Genomic DNA, 18,986 nt, shown 5'->3' on the forward strand with positions numbered 1-18,986 from the left:
CCGAATGGGAGCTCAGAACGTCACCAAGGTATTCACCCACTGGCGGCACCTTAGCCACCGGGAAGTGCGCGCCTTGGTGTTCATGGCGAACGTATCTCTTGACGCTGACAAACCTCCCGTCTACTTCGGCGGCTGGGAAGCCGTGGCATCGGCGCTGGGACTCGACTGTGAAGGCAAGCGGGACAATGCCCAAGAGCAATACCGAAGGACCATCGCGGGGCTAGTTGCTTCCGGCGCCGTGGTTTCGAGCGGCCAGGCGAAACTCCGAGTTAGGGCCGAGTACGCCCTAGCCCTGGATCCACAGTCAACGTACAAGTCCGCGGGCACTGGCCGAGACATCGGATGGACACCGATTCCCAGGGTGCCACTTCCCACCAAAAAGGTGCCCCATGTGCACCCCCCTAAAGGTGCCCCACTTCCCACCAAAAAGGTGCCCCATGTGCACCCCCCTAAAGGTGGAGAGCGCGGCACCCTGACGGTGCCCCCTATGAGTACTGAGGAACCACTAGGAGGAGTACTTGAGGAAAAACGGGGAGGAGTACAAATCACCAGCGCTTTTAGTCTCACCAACGCGCGAGCGAGCGAACGAACCGACTTGGTTGGAAATTCTTCGATCGAGGATGAACGGTCAAGGCAGCTCAGGCTAATGGATCAACGAGTGGCCGAATACGAAAAGCAGCAGGAACGGGAAGCCTCGTGAGCGCCACCGATAACGAGCGCCGGCAGGATCTTGGTCTGCCAGTCATCCCCGATCCACCAGAACACCACTGCACCAAAGGCTGGCTCTCTGAAACTCCGGACGGGCTACCCATTCCCTGCCTGACCTGCCGCCCCTGGCTTCGGCCGAACATCAGAGCCACACCCAAAACCATCGAAACCCCCACCCAGAAGGACAACTAACATGGCATGGCAACCAGGACTACCCGGCTCACAGGTAAGCAACGATGGCGACCTGATGCGCATGATCCAAGACCTTCAACGGCAAGGACGCGAGAATGCCGCAGCGAACATCTTTACCACCATGGGCATCACGCCAAAGCCCGGCGGGATCGACGTCGCCGGCTTCGTTGACTCGCTCCGCATTGACGGGACGGTTGGTGTGAGCATGGACGCGACCGGCGTTTTCGTAGTCATGGATGCAACCGGTACAACACCCGTCGCCCGGTTCGGGCCCCTCGATAACTCGAACCCCGGTCAGTACGGCGTGGAAGTCCTCGTAGGCTCCACATGGGTCCAGATCGGCGCGCAGACCACGACATGGGCAACAGTGTCAGGCAAGCCCACCACGTTCCCGCCGTCCGCCCACACGCACGTCGGCGCTGACATCACATCCGGGACCGTGCCGCAGTCTGACGGCTCACAGTACGGGTGGACGAACAACGTCGCCGGAACCACCCAATACGCCGTCTGGGTGGGTAATGACGGCGGCTTCCACTTCGGCCGCAACGTCTCCAGCATCCGGTACAAGGAAAACGTCCGGAGCCACTTCACGGACCCCGCAAATGTCCTGGCCCTCACGCCCGTGCTGTACGACAAGATCGCAGGCGGTCCCAACGAATACGGCCTCATCGCCGAACAGGTAGCCGAACACTGCCCCGAGCTCATCTCATGGTTCGAGGGAAACATCGACTCAGTCCGCTACGACCTGCTCTCGGTCCAACTGCTCAACGTCGTCAAACAGCAGGACGCGCAGATCCAGGCACTCACCGCGGCCGTGCAGACTCTCATACCCGGATTCACACTCCCGGCAGCGTCACCCGCCGCGGCAAACGTTGCCGCATCGATGGCGCCGACCCCGCAGCCGGCCCCGCTGGCTTACACGATCCAAGCCCAGTAGGAGACAACCATGATCGAAGGATATGGCCGCTCACGTCGGTACGTCAGCGGCGTCGTGGTCCTGAGCCGCAAAGATGCTTTCCTGCTTTCAAATGTCCTCGACAAACAAGCCGCACCAAAGGCGCTCAGGGGCAGCAATGAAGACCTCATTGACTGCCTCCGGGCGATTGGACTAGCACGTAGTGAATTTGCAGCTTTCATCAATGCAAGGAAGACGGCCAAGAAGGATGAAAGTAACCAAGACTTGGATAAGTGGCTTACACCCTTACAAATTGCAGACCAGCTTTCAATAACTCATTCAGCAATTAGGCAGGCGCTGAAAGACGGGCGACTCGTCGGAGTAAAGGTTGATGGCCGCTGGAGAGTTAGCCCGTCTGACTTGGACAGCTACAAGGCATTACGAAATGAACGGAGAACAGCATGACCGCAACACCCGACGACATTCGCACCACCGCCGAGGCTGCATACGACAGGGCCCGGAACAACGCCGACTTGTCCGGCGACGCACGTCGCCGCGCAATCGCCCAGGCTTACCTGGCCGCGACCACAGCCTTGGAGAAGCTCAGGACCGACCTCGAAACGGCAACCAACGGTCGAGCCGACGCGCTTGCCAAACAGCTTTACGGCGTTCCCGCGCCTGGAGATGCAAGCGTCTCGCTGTCGTACCGGGATGCTCAGGATCGAGCAGCCGCCAAGGCGGAAGATGAATCCACAGCCATCGCACTCATCAACCGGGCCATGATCGCCGGCGACGATCTCATGGTGCGAGCGTTACTCGACGTCGGCTACTCCAACCAATGGGCCGGTGTCATCAACGCGTACGTCGAACGCAACCCCACCAAAGAGGCTATCGCCCAGGAACTCTGGGATCTCGGGATGTCCAGCGGTAAGGCCAGCGCAGTACTCGGCGGATTCTTCACCTACTACGCCGCTAAGCCGCCGGAGCTCCAGAGCCTCAGTGACTACAAGATCCAGGAAGTCGCATCCGGCCAGCCGTCAACCAGCCAGCAATTCGCATGAGCCTGAGCATGGCACACAGCACCGATAGGAATAGGAACACCTCTATGCAAAATGACCAAGCGTTGCTGGCCATCGTCGATGGCATCGACCGCAGAGACTCCAAGATCGTAGACCTCGAAGCCGAGAACGCTCAGCTCAGGGCAGCACTGCAAGCGGCAACGGCACAGGGAGCACCAGCACAGGGCAAGCAGCCAACAGTTGGAAAGCAAACGGCCGGCAGTCAGCCGCACGCGTCGCCGTTTGACTCCGACGGCCAAGACCCCCGGTCCCTTGTTTGAGGCGGCCCCTACCCCCAGGGGTGCCTTATGGTCCGGGCCCTTTGACTTAGACCGTGAGGGCTGCGTCTCGGATCTCAGTCAAGTTAGAACATTTCGGCTTGAGCGCCAGACTCAGGCCGTTTCTAAGCGGCACGAGGCCGTATGGAGGTAAAGATCATGCCAGGACCGGCGCCAGACCCTAACGCGTTACGTCGTGACCGGCCAAGCGATACTGCGGGCTGGACCATGCTTCCGGCGTCGGACTATTCCGGTCCTGTGCCCGAGTGGCCGCTGCCAACGCAGTCTGACCGCGAGGTTGAGCTTTGGGCTTACTTCTGGAAGAAGCCGCAGGGTCTCTTGTGGGCGCAGACCGGGCAGGCTTACGAGGTTGCCGTTTTTGTGCGTCGGTTCGCTGAGGCGGAGGAGCCCAATTCTTCGGTGACGTTGAATATCTTGGTTCAGCGGCTCGGCGACTCCCTGCTCCTGACTATTCCGGCGATGGCCAGGGCGCGCGTGAAGATTGCCAGCGACGAGGTTACTAAGCGGCGATCTAAGCCGAGGGCTGATGCGCCGAAACTCTCTGCCAGTGAGCGATGGAAGGCGCGCAACGCCGATGCCCGCGATGCCGAGGCGCCCGGCTTCTGAGCAGCCCATACAGCCCCGCGAATACCCCGCATGGCCAACGAGCCAGTGCGGGGCATTCTGCGTTGTTCAAAGGGGCACCTGCCCTCGTGCAGGGCATGGACGGCAAGAACTATGCGCCGCCAAGGGTACTCGCTCAGTGAGTACGGGCGCTATCCGCCCCCGCCTACTTAGCTTTGCAATAGGCCAGGCCGGCAGTGATTACTAGGGTCATCGTCTGTGCGGGCGTGTACCCGAGCGCCTCGACTTTAGTTGTCAGTGGTGCACCTGTGATGCCGTCGGCCATGTACTCGCAGACTTTGTGCCCAGCAGCCTTGAGTTCCGTATCGCTGCCCGTCGGAATAGACTTCCGAGCCGCGCTCAGGAAGATGTCATCTGACTGTTGGGGTGTCATTCCATCCAGAGCTGTTTTTAGCCCCTGGACCGACCCCGACGGTGTTTGGCTGGCCGTAGGAGTGGAAGCCGCCGCCGTGCCCGTCTGAGTCGCCGACGTCGCTACTGTGGCAGCTTGAGGCGACACTGCCGGCGCCGAGCAGCCAGCCAGTAGGAGGGCAGCGAGCGGGAAGAGCACAATCGATGTCTTCATAGGTTCCCCCAAATTAGGTGCCAACAGTCGCTTCAGCGTAGAGCACCGCTCCCTCGCCTCAACGGCTGTGAACAGATAGCCCTTCTGCTTTTTTCGTTAGTCGGCACGCTCGCGCTGTGGTGGCTGGGCGTGGAGGCCGGTTTGGTGCGACCTCGGCGCAGGGGGTCTATAAGGAGATATACGGCCCGTATAAGGAATTTCTTATAACTTCCACGCCGCAATGAATGACGAGAGGCTGTCTTGTTGCCGATGGCGCCCACGCCTCGTATTCTGTGTCAGTCCGAGCTCACGCCCGGATTCGCGCCGGGATGCAGCCCTGTAGTGCACGGATAGCCACGGTCTCGCACAGTGAGGGGCTGCTTTGTCGTTTAACGCACCCTCGGGTCAAGCTTCCGCCTTCGCACCCGGGACGCTTCCACCCAGACCTCTTTGCGGCCCTCGTAGTAGTCCATCGGCCAGGGCACTGACACCAGCACATGCACCCGGGTCCATCCGTATGCGAAGGCTGGCACCTCGTGGCTTTGCCCGTTGTTGTAATCCAGCATCACGAACACGGGCAGCGGCTCTTTGGGCCTCGTCGCGCCCGCCACCGCCGCGGGATCCAGAGGCGGCACCACGGGCGTGACCTTGCGCGACTGGGGCGGCCCCCAGAACTTCTTTTCCTCCATGGCCAGAGTCTGCCACCGCGGGCAGACAATCGGGGGCCCGTCTCTGGCTTTTACCCTGGCCCCGTGGAAAGGTAGCCCTACCGGGCCAGCATTGGGGCTGCCCGGAGACGAATTGGGGAACGCGTGGAACTCACCGAGCTTGTAGAACACCTCAACCGACAAGGCAACGAGTGGCCAGCCTCTGCATTCGGGGGCGTAGAAGGGACCCTTGCAGGGCTTGCCCAGTACAGGCTCCTCAAGACGATTGGCGAAGAACGGGTCATCTGGGCGCACGGAAAGGCCGCGCCGACCGACGACGGCGGAGTTACCCTTGAGGCGCTCGTATTCACAGAGGCCTACGTGCTGACGGATAACACAGGAGGGACCGCTGCGCAGGGGCCCCGCGCAGGAACTACCCGGGTGATCCCGTGGACTGAACTCACAGGCCTGACGCTGCGAGACTACTGGCCAGACGGAAGCGGATCTAAGACGGAGAGAGCGCACTTCACCGTGCACATGGGAGAAGGCCGCGATTTTGAGATCCTGCCCGGCGCAACCGATGGAAGGCATGCGACCGTAGAGCTGCTGGACTTTGCGCTTCGCAAGTTGGCGGCCAAGAAATAGACGGGCAGTCCGCTCTGACAGCGAAAGAATTTACTCAGTCAGGTTCCGCAATCTCGGCGGCACTGAATGTCCTCACTGGCGCCTGAGTAGGCCACTCGCGAACGCGAATGCCCCGCACGCCTCACCGGCCAGTGCGGGGCATTCTGCGTCCTCCAGTAACCCCGCCCCCGGACGCTCACCAGGCGCCAGAGGGTGGGCTAGCGGAATCTCCACAGGCTGCCGGCCGATAGCCCGTCAGGGTAGCGATAAAGGAAATGTCTCAACTAGCAGACCCCCCTTTGTTTCCCCGGCAGGGTGCCCCAGCCCTGTGTCCTTCAATTCCTACGGCATCAGAAGTTCAACGAGGCCCTGATTGTTTCCCTGGCGAGCTCGGTGAGCTTGTCTCGGCCGACGCTGGTCCACTCTGTGTCTTTATTGTATTCGTCACGAATTTTGGGAAGTACTGTGATCCACAGGTCATCGGACAGGGCCAAGCCAAGGTACTCGGAGCTGTGATGGATTCCGGCATAATGGCTCGAACGATATACGACAAATCCACCGTCGAAGTGAATTTCCAAGCTGAAATTTGCGTCGAGGCTGGCGTCGCGAATTTCGATCTTGGCAGGACCAAAGTGAGCGTTGCCGCCAGCGATGAGCGACGACAGATCCACCCGGCCGAACGCGGCGTCGTCTGTGAATCGGGCACCTCGTCGCATACCGTCCTTGGACGCCATCTCCTCCACCCAACTGATCGACACATCAGGGGCAAGTTGCTGGGTCATTTGGAATCGGTACAGAATCCAAAGGAAAAAGTCGGAGATGACGGACTCGGGGATCGTGTCCATTTCCATGCTCACCCCGCCCGGACCGAATGACGGGAACATTGCTTTTACCGCGTTGGTCACCGGGTTTTTTACCGTCGGAGCATCGCGCGCACTGACTAGGACCGATGTACCGTCCTCGCCAGTGTTTTCGTATACCGTGATATCGAAGGCCTTTCGGACGTACGTCGCCTTCCAGTCGGAATGCTGCCCGAGAAGGCGAAGAAGCGTCTTGTTGAGCACGTCATAGTAGTAGCGAACGCGAAGGCGACGCGGTGCACCGTTGCCAGGGTCCTCTATACGGGCTGTCCCCGGACGAAAAACCATCTCTGTCGAGGAATTGACGACAGCCATCTCGTCCTGCAAACTGCCAAAACCCTCACTCGGCGCGGTGGGGTTTGTTGGGTATTTATTATCTTCGATCTCGATTAGCAGATCATCCAGTTTGCCGTTATAGGCTACCCGGATTGGCTTGACGGATATCATCCCGCTTGTCAACACTCCCAATGGAGTCCCCCTTCATTGCGAAACCTTCAATGGTCGCGTCTGTTTTGAAACATTTTGAAAGCAATAAAGCCCGCCACGATCGTTTGTCTTTGACCAGCGGATGAACGGAAAGTTCACAATCAATTTTTGTTGAGATTGAACGGGGCTCCTTCAGATGTAGAGATATTTCCCCGTCAGCACCAGGACCTTTCGAAAGCCCATTTTTGAATCGCGTAGTCAAGCATCCGCCGCTCAGGGCCGTTTCCCGACCATAGACTTGCTTGCGGATGCGCAGGTTCTCCATCGGAGAGAACTGAAGCTGCGCTTCCACCAGATGCCTTGCGGTAAGGCTTAGTATCCATCGCGCGAGGTAGGTGTCGGCGGTGACCAGATAGCGAAAGCACACTCCGGTTTCACGATGCGTGAGCTCGGGCCTGCTGTTAGCGGGCGGCTCCCGCCCTATCACCCACGTCAGCTCCACCTTCGGAAAACCAAGTAGGACATTGAAAAGCATCAGTGTGACGAGGCCAGAGGCAAGGGCCACAAATATGCTCACCAAGGCGTCGACCTGCTGATTGCCAAAGTTGGGCGGAAGGCCCTTGGTGATGTTGTACACGACTATTGTTACTGCGTACTTAATGCTGTCAGCGAGCGTGGTCCAGGTGATTTTCAACCGGCAGCAGCCCACCTGGCAGCCGTCTGTACCGATCGGTTCAATTCGGCGGGCTCAACGTTTGGGCTTGTGATCACTATTCCTTCTTGGCGCAGGGAAACGCTGCCGTTCTTGCTGGCATCAAGTAGGCGGATGGAATCAACATAAATTCCGGGAAGTTCCGATTTTAGAAAAGCCTCAATTCCGTCTGGATCAACGGAATTTACGAGTGCGACCAGCTCGCTCCGAAGTTCATCAACTTCCTCGCCTTCCAGACGAGTAAAGAATCGATCAGTTAGAACTGCATCCATGACTCTGTATCCCTGCTTGCAGAGTCCAGCGGCAAGGAAAATGACTTCTTGGGATCCGATCAGCATCGGGTGCATCGTGGCACCTTCAAAGCTTTCAGGATCCCGTTCTGAGGGGTTCGGGACAATCGAAAGCTCCGACCGGCCTTGAGGCCTATCGTATGAAATGAGCTGGAGGACTGTCATAACGCAATACTGTCAGATGGCACAGACATTCGGGAACCTTTGCCCGTAACGGGTGGTACCAACCGATCCGCAGGGCGTGGGCCGGCGCGCTCCGCATACCTAACGCTTCTTGCCGAACCGGAACGTCAAGCCGGGCAGGATCTTCAGGGTTACGCGTCCGCGGCTGTTTACCGTCACCGGCCCGAGCTTCTCGGAGACTGACGCCCCGGACTCGGAGATGTTGACATGCCCGGTCTTGCCGAGCTTGACCCGCTTGCGGTAGAAGAATCCCATGCCCGTATCCTCTGCTATCGGTTCGGCCAAAGCAATGCCCGGTCCACGTCCCTAATTAGGGATCCCCAAAAAGGGATCGCTGAAAATCGAGTGCCGGCTGTACCATCGGCGGCATGACTCAGGAACCGAATCCCCTCAATGGAAAACCGAAGCTGGCCTACAGCCTGGAAGAAGCAGCCCAGGCAACGGGCTATAGCGTGGCCACGCTCCGTATTGCGATCCGGCGCCATGACTTGTTAAGCCGGTACGCCAACAGCAAGGCAATCATCCTCGCGGACGAGCTCCAAGACTGGCTGAATTCGCTTGCCACCGAACCGAAAGGGGGACATCAACCTCTCAGCCACTTGGCGGACCCCGCCGATCTAGCGCCGTTCCCGGGGCCGCCCAATAAGCCTGAGCCGGCTGCCGCACCTGCCATGACCACTCAAAGGCTCGCTTACACCTTCGAGCAGGCCGCGGAACAATCCGGCTACTCAATCCGGACACTGAAACAGCAGGTCGCTGACGGCAACCTGAGAGCCCGATACGCCAACTCAAAAGGCGTCATACGCCACGCAGACCTAGACGCGTGGTTGGATGCTTTGCCGGCAGAACCGCCAGTCAAGTAACACCAGCCGTAACTCAGTCCGTCGGCGGGGTATAGGAGGTTGACCGGAGTAGGGCCGTGATTCTCTCACGCTGCGTGCGCGGCTTTCGCTCCGGAAGCACCGGAGTGGCAATTATCGCCTGGTAGTGGTCTTCGTTGAATCGGTAGAGCTGGCCGATCCTGCTGTGTGGCCACTTACGGGACCTGCACATGCGATAGACGAGTTCCCTGGATACGTTCAGCCGAGCCGCTAGATCCGCGACCGTCATCATTGGGGCGTCATTCATGGTTCGAGCCTACTCAGTGCCCGGTTTATCATCGGCACCATGACTATTCGAAAGCAGTCAGAACGCGATATGAGCCAGACGCGGTCCTACGCTACGACACAGGACATGGCCGCCAAGTACCGGATCAGCGACCACACGGTACGCCTCAAGGCCCAGACCGGCGAATGGCCATGTGACCGCATCGGGCGCCTTTACCGCTTCTCCCCGGAACAACAAGACGAGATCACACAGATCATCGCAGCAAGACGGCCATTCAGACACGACAAAGACCGCATCGCCGCAGCACTCCGAAAACTCTCCAGCTAAGCCTTCTGCCCACATCCTGCCCACATTTTGCCCACATTCGGTGTGAAATGAGGTGATTCCAGGTGATGAAAATCCCCGGAATCTAGCGGTTTCCCTTACCAGCATTGGGGCTGAAAAGGTTTCAAATCCCACCGTCACCGCCAATGAGAAAGGCCCCTGGTTCCCTTTGTTTAGGCGGGTTCTAGCGGTCGTTGCAACACCCAGAATTTTTGGGAGTTGCAACGACCGTGTCGTCTTTAACGGAGAAAACAGGCGGGCGCAGGAAGTACACGCCGGGGCAGAAGGATCAGTTCTTTTCGGTGCTGGACCGCCTTGGGAGTGTGAGCGCGACCGCCAAGGAGCTCGGATTCAACCTGATGACGTGCTACCAGTGGGTCCACAAATCCCGGCTCCCTGGGCAGGTCCCCCGGAATCGGGTGCCCGGGCAGAGGAAATACACGCCCGCGCAGAAGGAAGAGTTCTTCCTTGTGTTCGACCGCCTCAAGAGCACGACGCAGGCAGCACGGGAACTCGGACTGAGCCCCGACACGTGCGCCGGCTGGGTGCGCAACGCCGGGCTGAAAAGCCACGGCAAAACGGGGACGGGTCCTCACCCGGGCCGGGATGAGTACTTCCGGCTGCGCAAGACCGGCATGAGCCGGCGGAAAGCTGCCGCAGCAGTCGGGATCCATCTCCGGACCGCCCAAGAGTGGGACCACGGAATCCGCAAGTCCGGCGGCCGACGCATTTACCCGGATGGCCGAATCGTCGACTACAAACGTGGTGTGACCACCCTGACCCCTCCCGCCGGCACGACCGGAACGACCCAGGTCCTCCTACCGGTATCGGCACTGGAGAAGGCCATCGATCCGCGATACCTGACCGTGCAGGAGCGGGAGATGATCCGGGACCTGCACGCCGCGGGCACTTCGATCAGGGCCATCGCCCATGCGCTTGGCCGCTCGCCTTCAACGATCAGCCGCGAGCTGGGCCGAAATACCGATCCCCGGCTGGGATACCTGCCCCACGGGGCGCACCGGAAGGCCGCTGCCCGGCGGGCGCGGCCCAAGACGGCCAAGCTCGCTGTAGAGGGTCCGCTGCGGCGCTATGTGAAGGACAAACTGCTCCTACGCTGGTCTCCGGAGCAGATCAGCCACACGCTGGTCGAAGAGTTCCCCGACAACCCGGAGATGCGCGTGAGCCCAGAGACGATCTACCAAGCCCTCTATGTCCAGGCCAGAGGCGGACTCAAACGCGAGATACAGGTAGCGCTGCGCACCGGCCGGACCCGCCGCAAGCCGCACCGCACCGGCGAGCAGCGCACCCCCCGGTTCGTGGACCCGATGATCATGATCTCCGAGCGCCCGCCCGAGATCGAGGACCGCGCCGTGCCAGGCCACTGGGAAGGGGACCTCATCACCGGCGCCTACAACAAGTCAGCGATCGCGACCCTGGTCGAACGCACCACCCGCTACGTCATGCTCGTCCACCTCCCGGGCGACCACACCGCCGAAACCGTCCGCGACGGCCTCATCGCCACCATGAACACCCTGCCGGCGCACCTGCGGGGCTCCCTGACCTGGGACCAAGGCGCCGAAATGGCCGGACACAAATCCTTCAGCCTCGCCACGGACATGAATGTCTACTTCTGCGACCCCGCCAGCCCCTGGCAACGGGGCACGAACGAAAACACCAACGGTCTGCTGCGCCAATACTTCCCCAAAGGCACCGACCTGTCCGTCTACGGCCCCGAAGACCTCGAACACGTCGCGCAGGAACTCAACGGACGCCCACGCAAAACGCTCGGCTGGAATACTCCAGCCGAGCGTTTGCGTGATTTACTACTAACCACCTAACCAACAGGTGTTGCAACTGTGAGAGTTGTTTGTAGCTGGTCTGGGACTGGCTGGCAGGATAGGTACCGGCCGTTCCGCCCCGTGGAGGTGACTCATGTTGCGACTGACCCTCAGGGTGTCATTGGGTCGACTTGTCCGTCCACAGGTGGGTGGCCGGTACCCGTCCGGCCCACCTCGGTAGCTTAATCAGAAGATTGTCCACCCCTCGGGGCGTGACCCATCACAGTGCTGTTCCGACGTGATTCCTACCCGGACTGGTGCCGGCCTATAACGGCCACCACCCGAGTCCATCACAAAGGAAAAGTACGGTGACCGCCTTGTCTATCGTCGCGCATTCTCACCCATTTGTCGTGGGTGTCGACACTCACGCCCGCAACCACGTCTACGCCATCCTCGACGCCACCAACGGCGCGCTGCTGGATACGCAGTCATTCCCGACTACCGCAGCTGGCATCAACCGGGCTATCAAATGGGTGGCACGCCGCACCAACGCCGACGCCGATACCCTGTGGGTGATCGAAGGCGCTGCGTCCTACGGGGCGATCCTCGCGGGCACCGTGGCAACCCATGGATTCCCAGTCGCCGAGGCGCCGCGCATGGATGCCAAGAAGCGCCGTGGTGTGGGCAAGTCCGATGCTCTGGACGCCCACCAGATGGCCATGGCCGTTCTGCCTCTGCCGGCGGACAAGCTGCGCCGACCACGCCTTCACGACGGGGTCCGCCAGGGCGTGCGGATCCTGGTCACGGCCAGGGGATCCATGAGCAAGGACCGGACCCGGTCGGTCAACGCCCTCAACGCCCTGATGCGCGGCAACGACCTGGGCATCGATGCCCGCCAAAAGCTCACAGGCGCCCAGATCACGGAGGTCTCAAAGTGGCGTTCCCGCGAGGAAGAGCTCTCCCTGTCCATCGCCCGTGCCGAGGCCGTGCGGTTGGCCAGACATGTCCTGGCGCTGGATGAGCAACTCACGGCCAACGAGAACCAGCTGGACGACCTCGTGAAGGTCAGCGAGGCCGCACCGTTGCTGGAAGAGACGGGGTTCAGGGCGATCAGCGCCGCGAAGTGCCTCGCCGCGTGGTCACACAAGGGCCGGGTCCGCAACGAGGCAGCATTTGCCTCCTTGGCCGGGGTAAACCCGATCCCCGCGTCCTCCGGGAACACTGTCCGGCACAGGTTGAACCGGGGCGGTGACCGGTCCCTGAACAGTGCCTTGCACATGGTCGCGATCGTCAGGATGACCCATGACGGCGAAACCCGCGAGTACGTGGAGAAGCGACGCGCCGAGGGTCGTACGGACAAGGAAATTCGTCGTTGCATCAAACGCTACCTGGCGCGCCGCATCTACCGCGCGCTCAGCGCCGCGGCAATAGCGATGAACGCGGCTTGACAGACATAGAAGAGTCGACCCCTAGAATCCAAGTTTATAAGGGATCGGGGGCCTTTTGCTTTGTTCGGATTAGGGGTTTGCCCACACTTGCCAGAGAGACGGCGTTATCCAGTGCGTCCGAAACTGAGTCCAGGTCCGGTTCGCCGGTAACCTCAGTCCGGAAATCAATCGCTATCAAGTAAGAATGTCGACATCGTGACATCACCACAAACAGAAGCTGCGCCTCAGACCGCCAGCGGCTTCGCCACGACGTCACTGTTCGACCGCAACGACGGCACGTTCTCAAGCCGTCCCCGTCGAGCACAGCCGAACACTGCATCGGGTTCTGGTCCAACGTGGCCATCCCGGACGAAATCGTGACGCAGCTTGAAAACGTCTACTACCAAACCCGGCTCAACGAGGTTCAGAAGCAGGTGGATGACCATACGGAAGTGTGGGCGCAGCGTGGATCGCCGAGCACCCCAAGCCGAAGCGGGCCTCACACGAGGCTGATTGGAACGCGCAATTCGCGGCCGACCGCGAGGCGTTCATGGGCCCGCTGCGGGAGCAACTCCAGAACGAGCGCCCGATGAACCTAGATCTCTACGACTCCCGCCAGTTGGTCCGGACCGCTCAGATGCTCTACCACATTCCCAGCCCGAAAAAGTTCGCGCCCGAGGAAACATCAAGATCCGGGACCACCAAGTCGAGCTCTACAGCGAAGTGCTGACCGTGGAGGAGATCGAGGAGAAGTACCAATTCTCCTCGATCTCCACTACTGCCTGGAGCTGTCTTCAAGGACAACACCGCGGAGGAGACGCTGGAGAAGATCCGGACCATGACCTCCATCATGAGAGTCGCCCGCGACATGATGGGTCGAAGCCCAGCGCACCCAGCAGTACGACTAGGTCGCCGGCCACACCCGGCTGACCCCGCCGGCACTTCAGGTCACCAGCCCGAAGTGGTACCATATCTTGTACCACTAGGAGGAATTATGGCAATCACCACAAGCGAGGCCCGGCGCGACCTCTTCGGGCTCATCGAGCGCGTCAACCTCGACCAGACCGAAGTCGAGATCACGTCGAAGCGTGGCTCTGCCGTGCTCATGTCCAAGGACGAGTATGACGCCCTGGTGGAGACCAGCTACCTGTTGCGCTCCCCCAAAAACGCCCAGCGCCTGCTGTCTGCCCTCAACTCCGCCCGCGAGGGCAAGGTTGCCGAGCGTGGGCTCATCGCTCCTGATGATCAGGTCGTCACGTACGAGGTCATGGAAAAGTGAGCGGGCGCAAGCTCGCGTGGACTGACGAAGGATGGGATGACTACCTGTACTGGCAGACCCAAGACAGGAAGACTCTCAAGCGCATCAACACGCTCGTCGAGGACGTCCTCCGGGATGACCCCTTCGATGGGATCGGAAAACCGGAGCCGTTGAAGCACGCCATGGCCGGCGCCTGGTCCCGTCGCATTGACGAGACAAACCGGCTCGTCTACATCGCCGACGATAACTACGTGACCATCCTGCAAGCCCGCTACCACTACTAAGACAAGCCCTGCCGGTTCACGCCGGCGGGGTTTTCTTTTTCAAAAGCAACGCACAGCACAGCTGTCGCCGGGATCCCTTCGACGCACAGCTCGGGCTTCTGTCCCGGCACAGGCGCCGTCGGGCTGGGTTACGACCGGCTGCGTCGGCCGTGGCTTGGTGATGCCGCCGGTGCCGCGGCTGGCACGATAGCGTTCCCCCATGGGGGTGAGCCCACGGACCGCCCGGCCATTAAGGTTCGTTCAAAGACAAGGGGAACAGCGTCAACGGTTTCTAGACATGATGTAAATTTACTAGGCGTTTTGCCAAGCAAGTAGAGATGCCCGTCCTGACCTCGCTTGCCGCGTTAAAGTCCATTGTGGGCGCTCGGAACCGGGCATACTCTGGGAGAGGCACGAGCGGTGGGCACTGCCACCACGTTGAGGGGCGCTGCATGGACACCAACTCCATCATTACCGACACCTTCCACCGGCCCCTGCGGGACCTGCGGATTTCCGTCACGGACCGATGCAATTTCCGTTGCGTCTACTGCATGCCCAAAGAGATCTTCGGCCGGGACTTTGTTTTCATGCCGCGGGACCAGCTGCTGACCTTCGAGGAAATCACCCGCTTGGCCTCGATCGCCGTCGGGCATGGGGTGCGGAAGATCCGGCTGACCGGCGGGGAACCGCTCCTACGGAAAGATATCGAGGAACTGGTCCGGATGTTGGCGAGCTTGCGTACTCCCGACGGGCTGGCGCCGGATCTGGCCATGACCACGAACGGCTCGGTTCTGGCGCAGAAGGCTCAGGCCCTCAAGGATGCCGGGTTGAATAGGGTGACAGTGTCCTTGGACTCCCTCCGCGAGGAGACCTTCCAAGCCATGAACGACGTCGGTTATCCCGTGGCGAAGGTCCTGCACGCCCTGGAGGTCGCCCAGGCTGCAGGGCTGGGGCCGGTGAAGATCAACATGGTGGTCAAGCGCGGGATCAATGACCAGGACATCCTCGGCATGGCACGCCATTTCAAGGGAACTGGATTCATACTGCGCTTCATCGAATACATGGACGTGGGCGCATCCAATGGCTGGAGAATGGATGACGTGGTTCCCTCCGCCGAGGTCCTGGCCCGCATCGGCGCGGTGTTCCCGCTGGAGCCGGTGGCGCCCAACTATCCGGGTGAAACGTCAGGCCGCTGGCGATATTCGGACGGCAGCGGCGAAATCGGGGTCATCTCCAGCGTGACCCAGGCCTTTTGCCGCGGGTGCACCCGGGCCAGGCTTTCCGCCGACGGTAAGTTGTTCACTTGTCTCTTTGCCACAACCGGCACGGACCTGAGGGCACTCCTGAGGGGAGGCGCGTCCGACGTCGAGCTCTCGACGGCGTTGTCCGCCCTCTGGGGTGCGCGGACAGACCGCTATTCGGAACTGCGCAGTGCCCACACAACCGAAGACAGTGCCCACACCTCCCAAGACAGTGCCCACGCACCTAAAGACCCCGCCGCGGCACACAAAATCGAGATGTCATACATCGGTGGATAGCCGCCCCTATGCTGGTGCCATGACGCAGACGTCGATCAGCTCCGCCGCAGCGCTGGCCGAAATGCTGGCCGCCACCGGCTACCTCGCCGATGAGGGCCTGGCCACCATCGGATACTTGGCCCTGAGCATGGAACGGCCGCTGCTTCTGGAAGGGGAACCCGGAACCGGCAAGACCTCACTGGCCGAGGCCCTCGCAGAAGGATTCAAGCTGCCGCTCATCCGCTTGCAGTGCTACGAGGGAATCGACGCCACGCAGGCGTTGTATGACTGGGACTTCACTGCCCAGATCCTGCATCTGCGCAGCGTGGAGGCCAGCGGCGGTGCCGGAATGAGCGTGGCCGAATTGGAAAGCTCCCTGTACGACAAACGGTTCCTGCTGGCCCGGCCCATCCTCAAAGCGCTGCAGGAAAGCCCCGCGGTGCTGCTGATCGACGAAATCGACCGGGCCGACGACGAGTTCGAGGCGTTCCTGCTGGAAGTTCTCTCCACCTATCAGGTCTCCATCCCCGAGTTCGGCACAGTCAAGGCGGACACCGCGCCCATTGTGGTACTCACCTCCAACCGGACGCGCGACCTTCACGATGCGCTCAAACGTCGTTGCCTCTACCACTGGATCGACCACCCGGGGCTAGCCCGGGAAGTCGAAATCGTACGAACCCGGCTCCCCGAGGTGCCTGCGCTGCTGGCGGAACAGGTGGTGCGCGTCGTCCAACAAATCCGGGCCACCGACGAGGTACTCAAGCCCCCCGGCGTCGCCGAGACCCTGGATTGGGCCCGGGCGCTGCATCAGCTCGGCCGGGCCGAGTTGGACCTGGCCTCGGCCGCGGCCAGCATCGGTGCGTTGTGCAAGTACCGCGAAGACACCGAGCGGGTCTCGGCGGCCCTGTCCCGGATGCTCGGCTGAGCCCATGCCCCCGGCAGGCCAGAGCACCCCGGCAGGGCAGAAACCAGAGCAGCACAGCGCCGAAGAGATCCTGCTGGCCTTTGCGTCCGCGGTGCGAGCCGCGGGTGTGAAGGTCACCGCGGATCGGGCACGCAGCTTTGTCGACGCCGTTGGCAGGCTCGCCCTGGAGCGCCGCTCGGACGTCTTCTGGGCGGGCCGTGCCACAATGTGCGCCTCGCCGGAGGACCTGCCGGCTTACCAACGGGCCTTTGAGTCCTGGTTCGCGGCGGAACATTCAGCGGCCCAGCGTCTCGAGTCGTCCGCGACCTCCGTCACCGCTGCCGCTTTGGACAACGACGACGGCGGCGGGGAGGGCGGGCGCGAACAGTTGCGGGCGCTCGCCAGCCGTCGGGAACGGCTAAGGCATCGCGACGTTGCCGTCCTGGACGACTCCGAACGGGCCCTGCTGCACCGCATGTTCGAGGAACTCCCGGTGCGCTTGCCCACCCGGCAGACCCGGCGCAGGCACTTGGACCGGCACGGCGACGTCGACCGGGTGCGGACCCTGCGTGACCAGCTCCGCCGCGGCGGGGAACCGGGGCCGTTGCGCCGTGCCCGGGCGCCGCGCAAACCCCGCCGGCTGGTGTGGCTGATCGATGTTTCGGGCTCGATGGCGCCCTACGCGGAAAGTCTGCTCAGATTGGCCCACCGGGTGGTGGAAGCCGCCCCGCGCCAAGTGGAAGTGTTCACCCTGGGCACCCGGCTGACCCGGGTGACCGCGGCACTGCGGGTCCCGGACGCCGACGCTGCGTTGGCTCTCGCGGGCCGCACTGTCCCGGACTGGTCCGGGGGAACCCGGCTTGGCGAGGTGCTGCGCGCGTTCAATGACCGCTGGGGCCAGCGCGTGATGGTGCGTGGCGCCGTCGTCGTCATTGCGAGCGACGGATGGGAGCGGGGCGACCCGGCCCTGTTGGGACGCCAAGCCGAGCGGCTGCACCATCTGGCCCGGAGGATCATTTGGTCCAATCCGCACCGTGGCAAAGCGGGATACCAGCCGCTACAGCAGGGAATCAGGGCAGTACTGCCGCACGTTGACTACTTTATAGGGGGGCACTCAATGCAGAGCTTCGAGGAATTATTGGACGTGGTTGCCCATGCGTGAAGTCTTGGACGATCTGGTGGCAGCCATAGCGGCCGGCCACACAGTCGGACTCGGAACGGTGGTGCGCACGTTCCGTTCCGCACCGCGGCCCGCCGGGGCCGCGATGATGGTCGACGCCGACGGCAGCGCGGTGGGCTCGGTGTCCGGCGGCTGTGTCGAAGGCGCGCTCTACGAATTGGCCACCAAGGTGGTCCAGTCCGGCAAGCCGGTACTCCAGCGCTACGGCATCAGTGACGACGCCGCGTTCGAGGTTGGCCTGACCTGCGGCGGGATCCTGGACATTTTTGTCGAGCCGGTTTCCACTGGGATCTTTCCGGAATTGCCCCAAGTAGCGGACGACGTCGGCGCCGGCCGGCCGGTGGCCGTCGTCACCGTGATCGAACACCCCGATCCAGCTTGGCTGGGCCGTCATTTGGTGGTCCGTCCGGAAGGGTTCGTCGGCTCCCTGGGCAGCGAGCGCGCCAACCATGCGGTCTGCGACGACGTTCAGGGCCTGCTGGCCGCAGGCCGCAATGCCACGCTGATGTACGGACCAGACGGGCAACGCCGCGGGGAGGGCATGCGCGTGTTCGCCCTCAGTTTCGCTCCCCAGCCGCGGATGCTGGTGTTCGGCGCGATTGACTTCGCCGCCGCCGTCGCCAAACAGGGCAGCTTCCTCGGCTACCGGGTGACGGTGTGCGACGCACGCGCGGTGTTCGCGACGGCGGCCCGGTTCCCGCAAGCGGACGAGGTAGTGGTGGAATGGCCGCACCGCTATTTGCAAGCCCAGATCGCTGCAGGCCAGATGGATGAGCGCACGGTGATCTGCGTGCTGACGCATGATCCGAAATTCGATGTCCCGTTGCTGGAGTTGGCATTGCGCCACGAGGTTGCCTACGTCGGGGCGATGGGGTCCCGCCGCACGCACCACGACCGTTTGGAACGGCTGCGCGAAGCGGGCCTCACCGATGCCGAGTTGGCCCGGCTTTCCAGCCCGATCGGCCTGGACCTGGGGTCCCGCACGCCAGAGGAAACCGCCGTGTCCATCGCCGCCGAAATCATTGCGCTGCATTGGGGTGGCGGCGGTCAGCGTTTGAGCACCATGGAAAAACGGATTCATCACGAACCCACGGCCGACTCGGACCACGAGGATGCCGGGTACGAACTCAAGTCGAGCTAAGGCGCTTGCCCGCTCCGAGGAGTAA

At 61.8% G+C, this 18,986-nt stretch carries 27 protein-coding genes; 19 read left to right on the plus strand and 8 right to left on the minus strand.

The window, feature by feature from the left end; genetic code table 11:
• Positions 1-4: 4 nt before the first annotated feature.
• The 7 genes from ABD884_RS20180 (at position 5) to ABD884_RS20210 (ending at position 3,758) form a co-directional block, all read left to right on the plus strand.
• Positions 5-700 carry a hypothetical protein gene (locus tag ABD884_RS20180; protein WP_345050626.1) on the plus strand — a complete coding sequence of 232 codons (696 nt, stop codon included), beginning with the start codon at positions 5-7 and terminating at the stop codon, positions 698-700.
• Positions 697-900, plus strand: a complete 204-nt coding sequence (locus ABD884_RS20185) for a hypothetical protein (protein WP_345050630.1) — start codon at positions 697-699, stop codon at positions 898-900. The genes ABD884_RS20180 and ABD884_RS20185 overlap by 4 nt, the downstream gene beginning before the upstream one ends.
• Position 901: 1 nt before the next feature.
• A complete protein-coding gene (locus ABD884_RS20190) occupies positions 902-1,837 on the plus strand; it encodes a tail fiber domain-containing protein (RefSeq protein ID WP_345050633.1) in 936 nt (311 codons plus the stop codon).
• Between the two features lie 9 nt (positions 1,838-1,846).
• Positions 1,847-2,260 (plus strand): helix-turn-helix domain-containing protein, encoded by a 414-nt coding sequence (locus ABD884_RS20195; protein WP_345050634.1) that lies wholly within the window; start codon positions 1,847-1,849, stop codon positions 2,258-2,260.
• Positions 2,257-2,856, plus strand: coding sequence for a hypothetical protein (locus ABD884_RS20200; protein WP_345050637.1), 600 nt, complete (start codon positions 2,257-2,259; stop codon positions 2,854-2,856). Before ABD884_RS20195 ends, ABD884_RS20200 begins: the two co-directional genes overlap by 4 nt.
• A 44-nt stretch (positions 2,857-2,900) precedes the next feature.
• The gene (locus ABD884_RS20205) at positions 2,901-3,134 is read left to right on the plus strand and encodes a hypothetical protein (RefSeq protein ID WP_345050641.1); all 234 of its coding nucleotides are present in this window, start codon (positions 2,901-2,903) and stop codon (positions 3,132-3,134) included.
• Positions 3,135-3,290: 156 nt separating this feature from the next.
• The gene (locus ABD884_RS20210; RefSeq protein WP_345050645.1) at positions 3,291-3,758 is read left to right on the plus strand and encodes a phage terminase small subunit; all 468 of its coding nucleotides are present in this window, start codon (positions 3,291-3,293) and stop codon (positions 3,756-3,758) included.
• A gap of 163 nt (positions 3,759-3,921) precedes the next feature.
• On the opposite strand, the gene ABD884_RS20215 is transcribed toward ABD884_RS20210, so the two are convergent.
• Complete coding sequence (locus tag ABD884_RS20215) at positions 3,922-4,341, minus strand: DUF732 domain-containing protein (protein ID WP_345050650.1); 420 nt, start codon at positions 4,339-4,341, stop codon at positions 3,922-3,924.
• Positions 4,342-4,709: 368 nt separating this feature from the next.
• The gene (locus ABD884_RS20220) at positions 4,710-5,282 is read right to left on the minus strand and encodes a hypothetical protein (RefSeq protein WP_345050654.1); all 573 of its coding nucleotides are present in this window, start codon (positions 5,280-5,282) and stop codon (positions 4,710-4,712) included.
• Positions 5,283-5,408: 126 nt separating this feature from the next.
• Between ABD884_RS20220 and ABD884_RS20225 the strand changes: the two genes are divergently transcribed.
• Positions 5,409-5,612 (plus strand): hypothetical protein, encoded by a 204-nt coding sequence (locus ABD884_RS20225; protein ID WP_345050657.1) that lies wholly within the window; start codon positions 5,409-5,411, stop codon positions 5,610-5,612.
• A 329-nt stretch (positions 5,613-5,941) separates the two neighbouring features.
• Here ABD884_RS20225 and ABD884_RS20230 read toward each other — a convergent pair whose 3' ends face one another.
• From ABD884_RS20230 to ABD884_RS20245, 4 genes are all read right to left on the minus strand, one after another.
• Positions 5,942-6,898: a hypothetical protein gene (locus tag ABD884_RS20230; protein ID WP_345050661.1), complete on the minus strand. Its 957-nt coding sequence runs from the start codon at positions 6,896-6,898 to the stop codon at positions 5,942-5,944.
• Positions 6,864-7,514 (minus strand): hypothetical protein, encoded by a 651-nt coding sequence (locus tag ABD884_RS20235; RefSeq protein WP_345050666.1) that lies wholly within the window; start codon positions 7,512-7,514, stop codon positions 6,864-6,866. The genes ABD884_RS20230 and ABD884_RS20235 overlap by 35 nt, the downstream gene beginning before the upstream one ends.
• A gap of 53 nt (positions 7,515-7,567) precedes the next feature.
• The gene (locus ABD884_RS20240; RefSeq protein WP_345050670.1) at positions 7,568-8,044 is read right to left on the minus strand and encodes a hypothetical protein; all 477 of its coding nucleotides are present in this window, start codon (positions 8,042-8,044) and stop codon (positions 7,568-7,570) included.
• A 99-nt stretch (positions 8,045-8,143) separates the two neighbouring features.
• On the minus strand, positions 8,144-8,317 hold the full coding sequence (locus ABD884_RS20245; protein WP_345050673.1) for a DUF4236 domain-containing protein: 174 nt from the start codon (positions 8,315-8,317) through the stop codon (positions 8,144-8,146).
• A gap of 113 nt (positions 8,318-8,430) precedes the next feature.
• Between ABD884_RS20245 and ABD884_RS20250 the strand changes: the two genes are divergently transcribed.
• Positions 8,431-8,925 (plus strand): hypothetical protein, encoded by a 495-nt coding sequence (locus ABD884_RS20250; protein WP_345050678.1) that lies wholly within the window; start codon positions 8,431-8,433, stop codon positions 8,923-8,925.
• Positions 8,926-8,938: 13 nt separating this feature from the next.
• Here ABD884_RS20250 and ABD884_RS20255 read toward each other — a convergent pair whose 3' ends face one another.
• Complete coding sequence (locus tag ABD884_RS20255) at positions 8,939-9,190, minus strand: helix-turn-helix domain-containing protein (protein WP_345050683.1); 252 nt, start codon at positions 9,188-9,190, stop codon at positions 8,939-8,941.
• 39 nt (positions 9,191-9,229) lie between these two features.
• On the opposite strand from ABD884_RS20255, the gene ABD884_RS20260 reads away from it, so the two are divergent.
• The 3 genes from ABD884_RS20260 (at position 9,230) to ABD884_RS20270 (ending at position 12,719) form a co-directional block, all read left to right on the plus strand.
• Complete coding sequence (locus ABD884_RS20260; RefSeq protein ID WP_345050688.1) at positions 9,230-9,496, plus strand: hypothetical protein; 267 nt, start codon at positions 9,230-9,232, stop codon at positions 9,494-9,496.
• A 632-nt stretch (positions 9,497-10,128) separates the two neighbouring features.
• Positions 10,129-11,331, plus strand: a complete 1,203-nt coding sequence (locus ABD884_RS20265; RefSeq protein WP_345055108.1) for an IS30 family transposase — start codon at positions 10,129-10,131, stop codon at positions 11,329-11,331.
• A 308-nt stretch (positions 11,332-11,639) separates the two neighbouring features.
• On the plus strand, positions 11,640-12,719 hold the full coding sequence (locus ABD884_RS20270; protein WP_345036717.1) for an IS110 family RNA-guided transposase: 1,080 nt from the start codon (positions 11,640-11,642) through the stop codon (positions 12,717-12,719).
• A gap of 224 nt (positions 12,720-12,943) precedes the next feature.
• On the opposite strand, the gene ABD884_RS20275 is transcribed toward ABD884_RS20270, so the two are convergent.
• A complete protein-coding gene (locus ABD884_RS20275) occupies positions 12,944-13,144 on the minus strand; it encodes a hypothetical protein (RefSeq protein WP_345050692.1) in 201 nt (66 codons plus the stop codon).
• Positions 13,145-13,152: 8 nt separating this feature from the next.
• Here ABD884_RS20275 and ABD884_RS20280 point away from each other — a divergent pair, with 8 nt between their 5' ends.
• From ABD884_RS20280 to ABD884_RS20310, 7 genes are all read left to right on the plus strand, one after another.
• Complete coding sequence (locus tag ABD884_RS20280) at positions 13,153-13,428, plus strand: hypothetical protein (RefSeq protein ID WP_345050698.1); 276 nt, start codon at positions 13,153-13,155, stop codon at positions 13,426-13,428.
• A 264-nt stretch (positions 13,429-13,692) separates the two neighbouring features.
• Entirely contained in the window at positions 13,693-13,977 is a 285-nt protein-coding gene (locus ABD884_RS20285; RefSeq protein WP_345050703.1) for a type II toxin-antitoxin system Phd/YefM family antitoxin, read from the plus strand.
• Complete coding sequence (locus tag ABD884_RS20290; protein WP_345050709.1) at positions 13,974-14,240, plus strand: Txe/YoeB family addiction module toxin; 267 nt, start codon at positions 13,974-13,976, stop codon at positions 14,238-14,240. Before ABD884_RS20285 ends, ABD884_RS20290 begins: the two co-directional genes overlap by 4 nt.
• 431 nt (positions 14,241-14,671) lie before the next feature.
• Positions 14,672-15,757, plus strand: coding sequence for a GTP 3',8-cyclase MoaA (gene moaA / locus ABD884_RS20295; RefSeq protein ID WP_345050716.1), 1,086 nt, complete (start codon positions 14,672-14,674; stop codon positions 15,755-15,757).
• 19 nt (positions 15,758-15,776) lie between these two features.
• Positions 15,777-16,661 carry an AAA family ATPase gene (locus ABD884_RS20300; RefSeq protein WP_035741484.1) on the plus strand — a complete coding sequence of 295 codons (885 nt, stop codon included), beginning with the start codon at positions 15,777-15,779 and terminating at the stop codon, positions 16,659-16,661.
• A gap of 4 nt (positions 16,662-16,665) precedes the next feature.
• Positions 16,666-17,802 (plus strand): vWA domain-containing protein, encoded by a 1,137-nt coding sequence (locus tag ABD884_RS20305; RefSeq protein WP_345050725.1) that lies wholly within the window; start codon positions 16,666-16,668, stop codon positions 17,800-17,802.
• Positions 17,795-18,961, plus strand: a complete 1,167-nt coding sequence (locus ABD884_RS20310; protein ID WP_345050731.1) for an XdhC family protein — start codon at positions 17,795-17,797, stop codon at positions 18,959-18,961. Before ABD884_RS20305 ends, ABD884_RS20310 begins: the two co-directional genes overlap by 8 nt.
• Positions 18,962-18,986: the final 25 nt, after the last annotated feature.

Source organism: Arthrobacter methylotrophus (assembly GCF_039539965.1).
In the GTDB taxonomy this organism is placed as follows: domain Bacteria; phylum Actinomycetota; class Actinomycetes; order Actinomycetales; family Micrococcaceae; genus Arthrobacter; species Arthrobacter methylotrophus.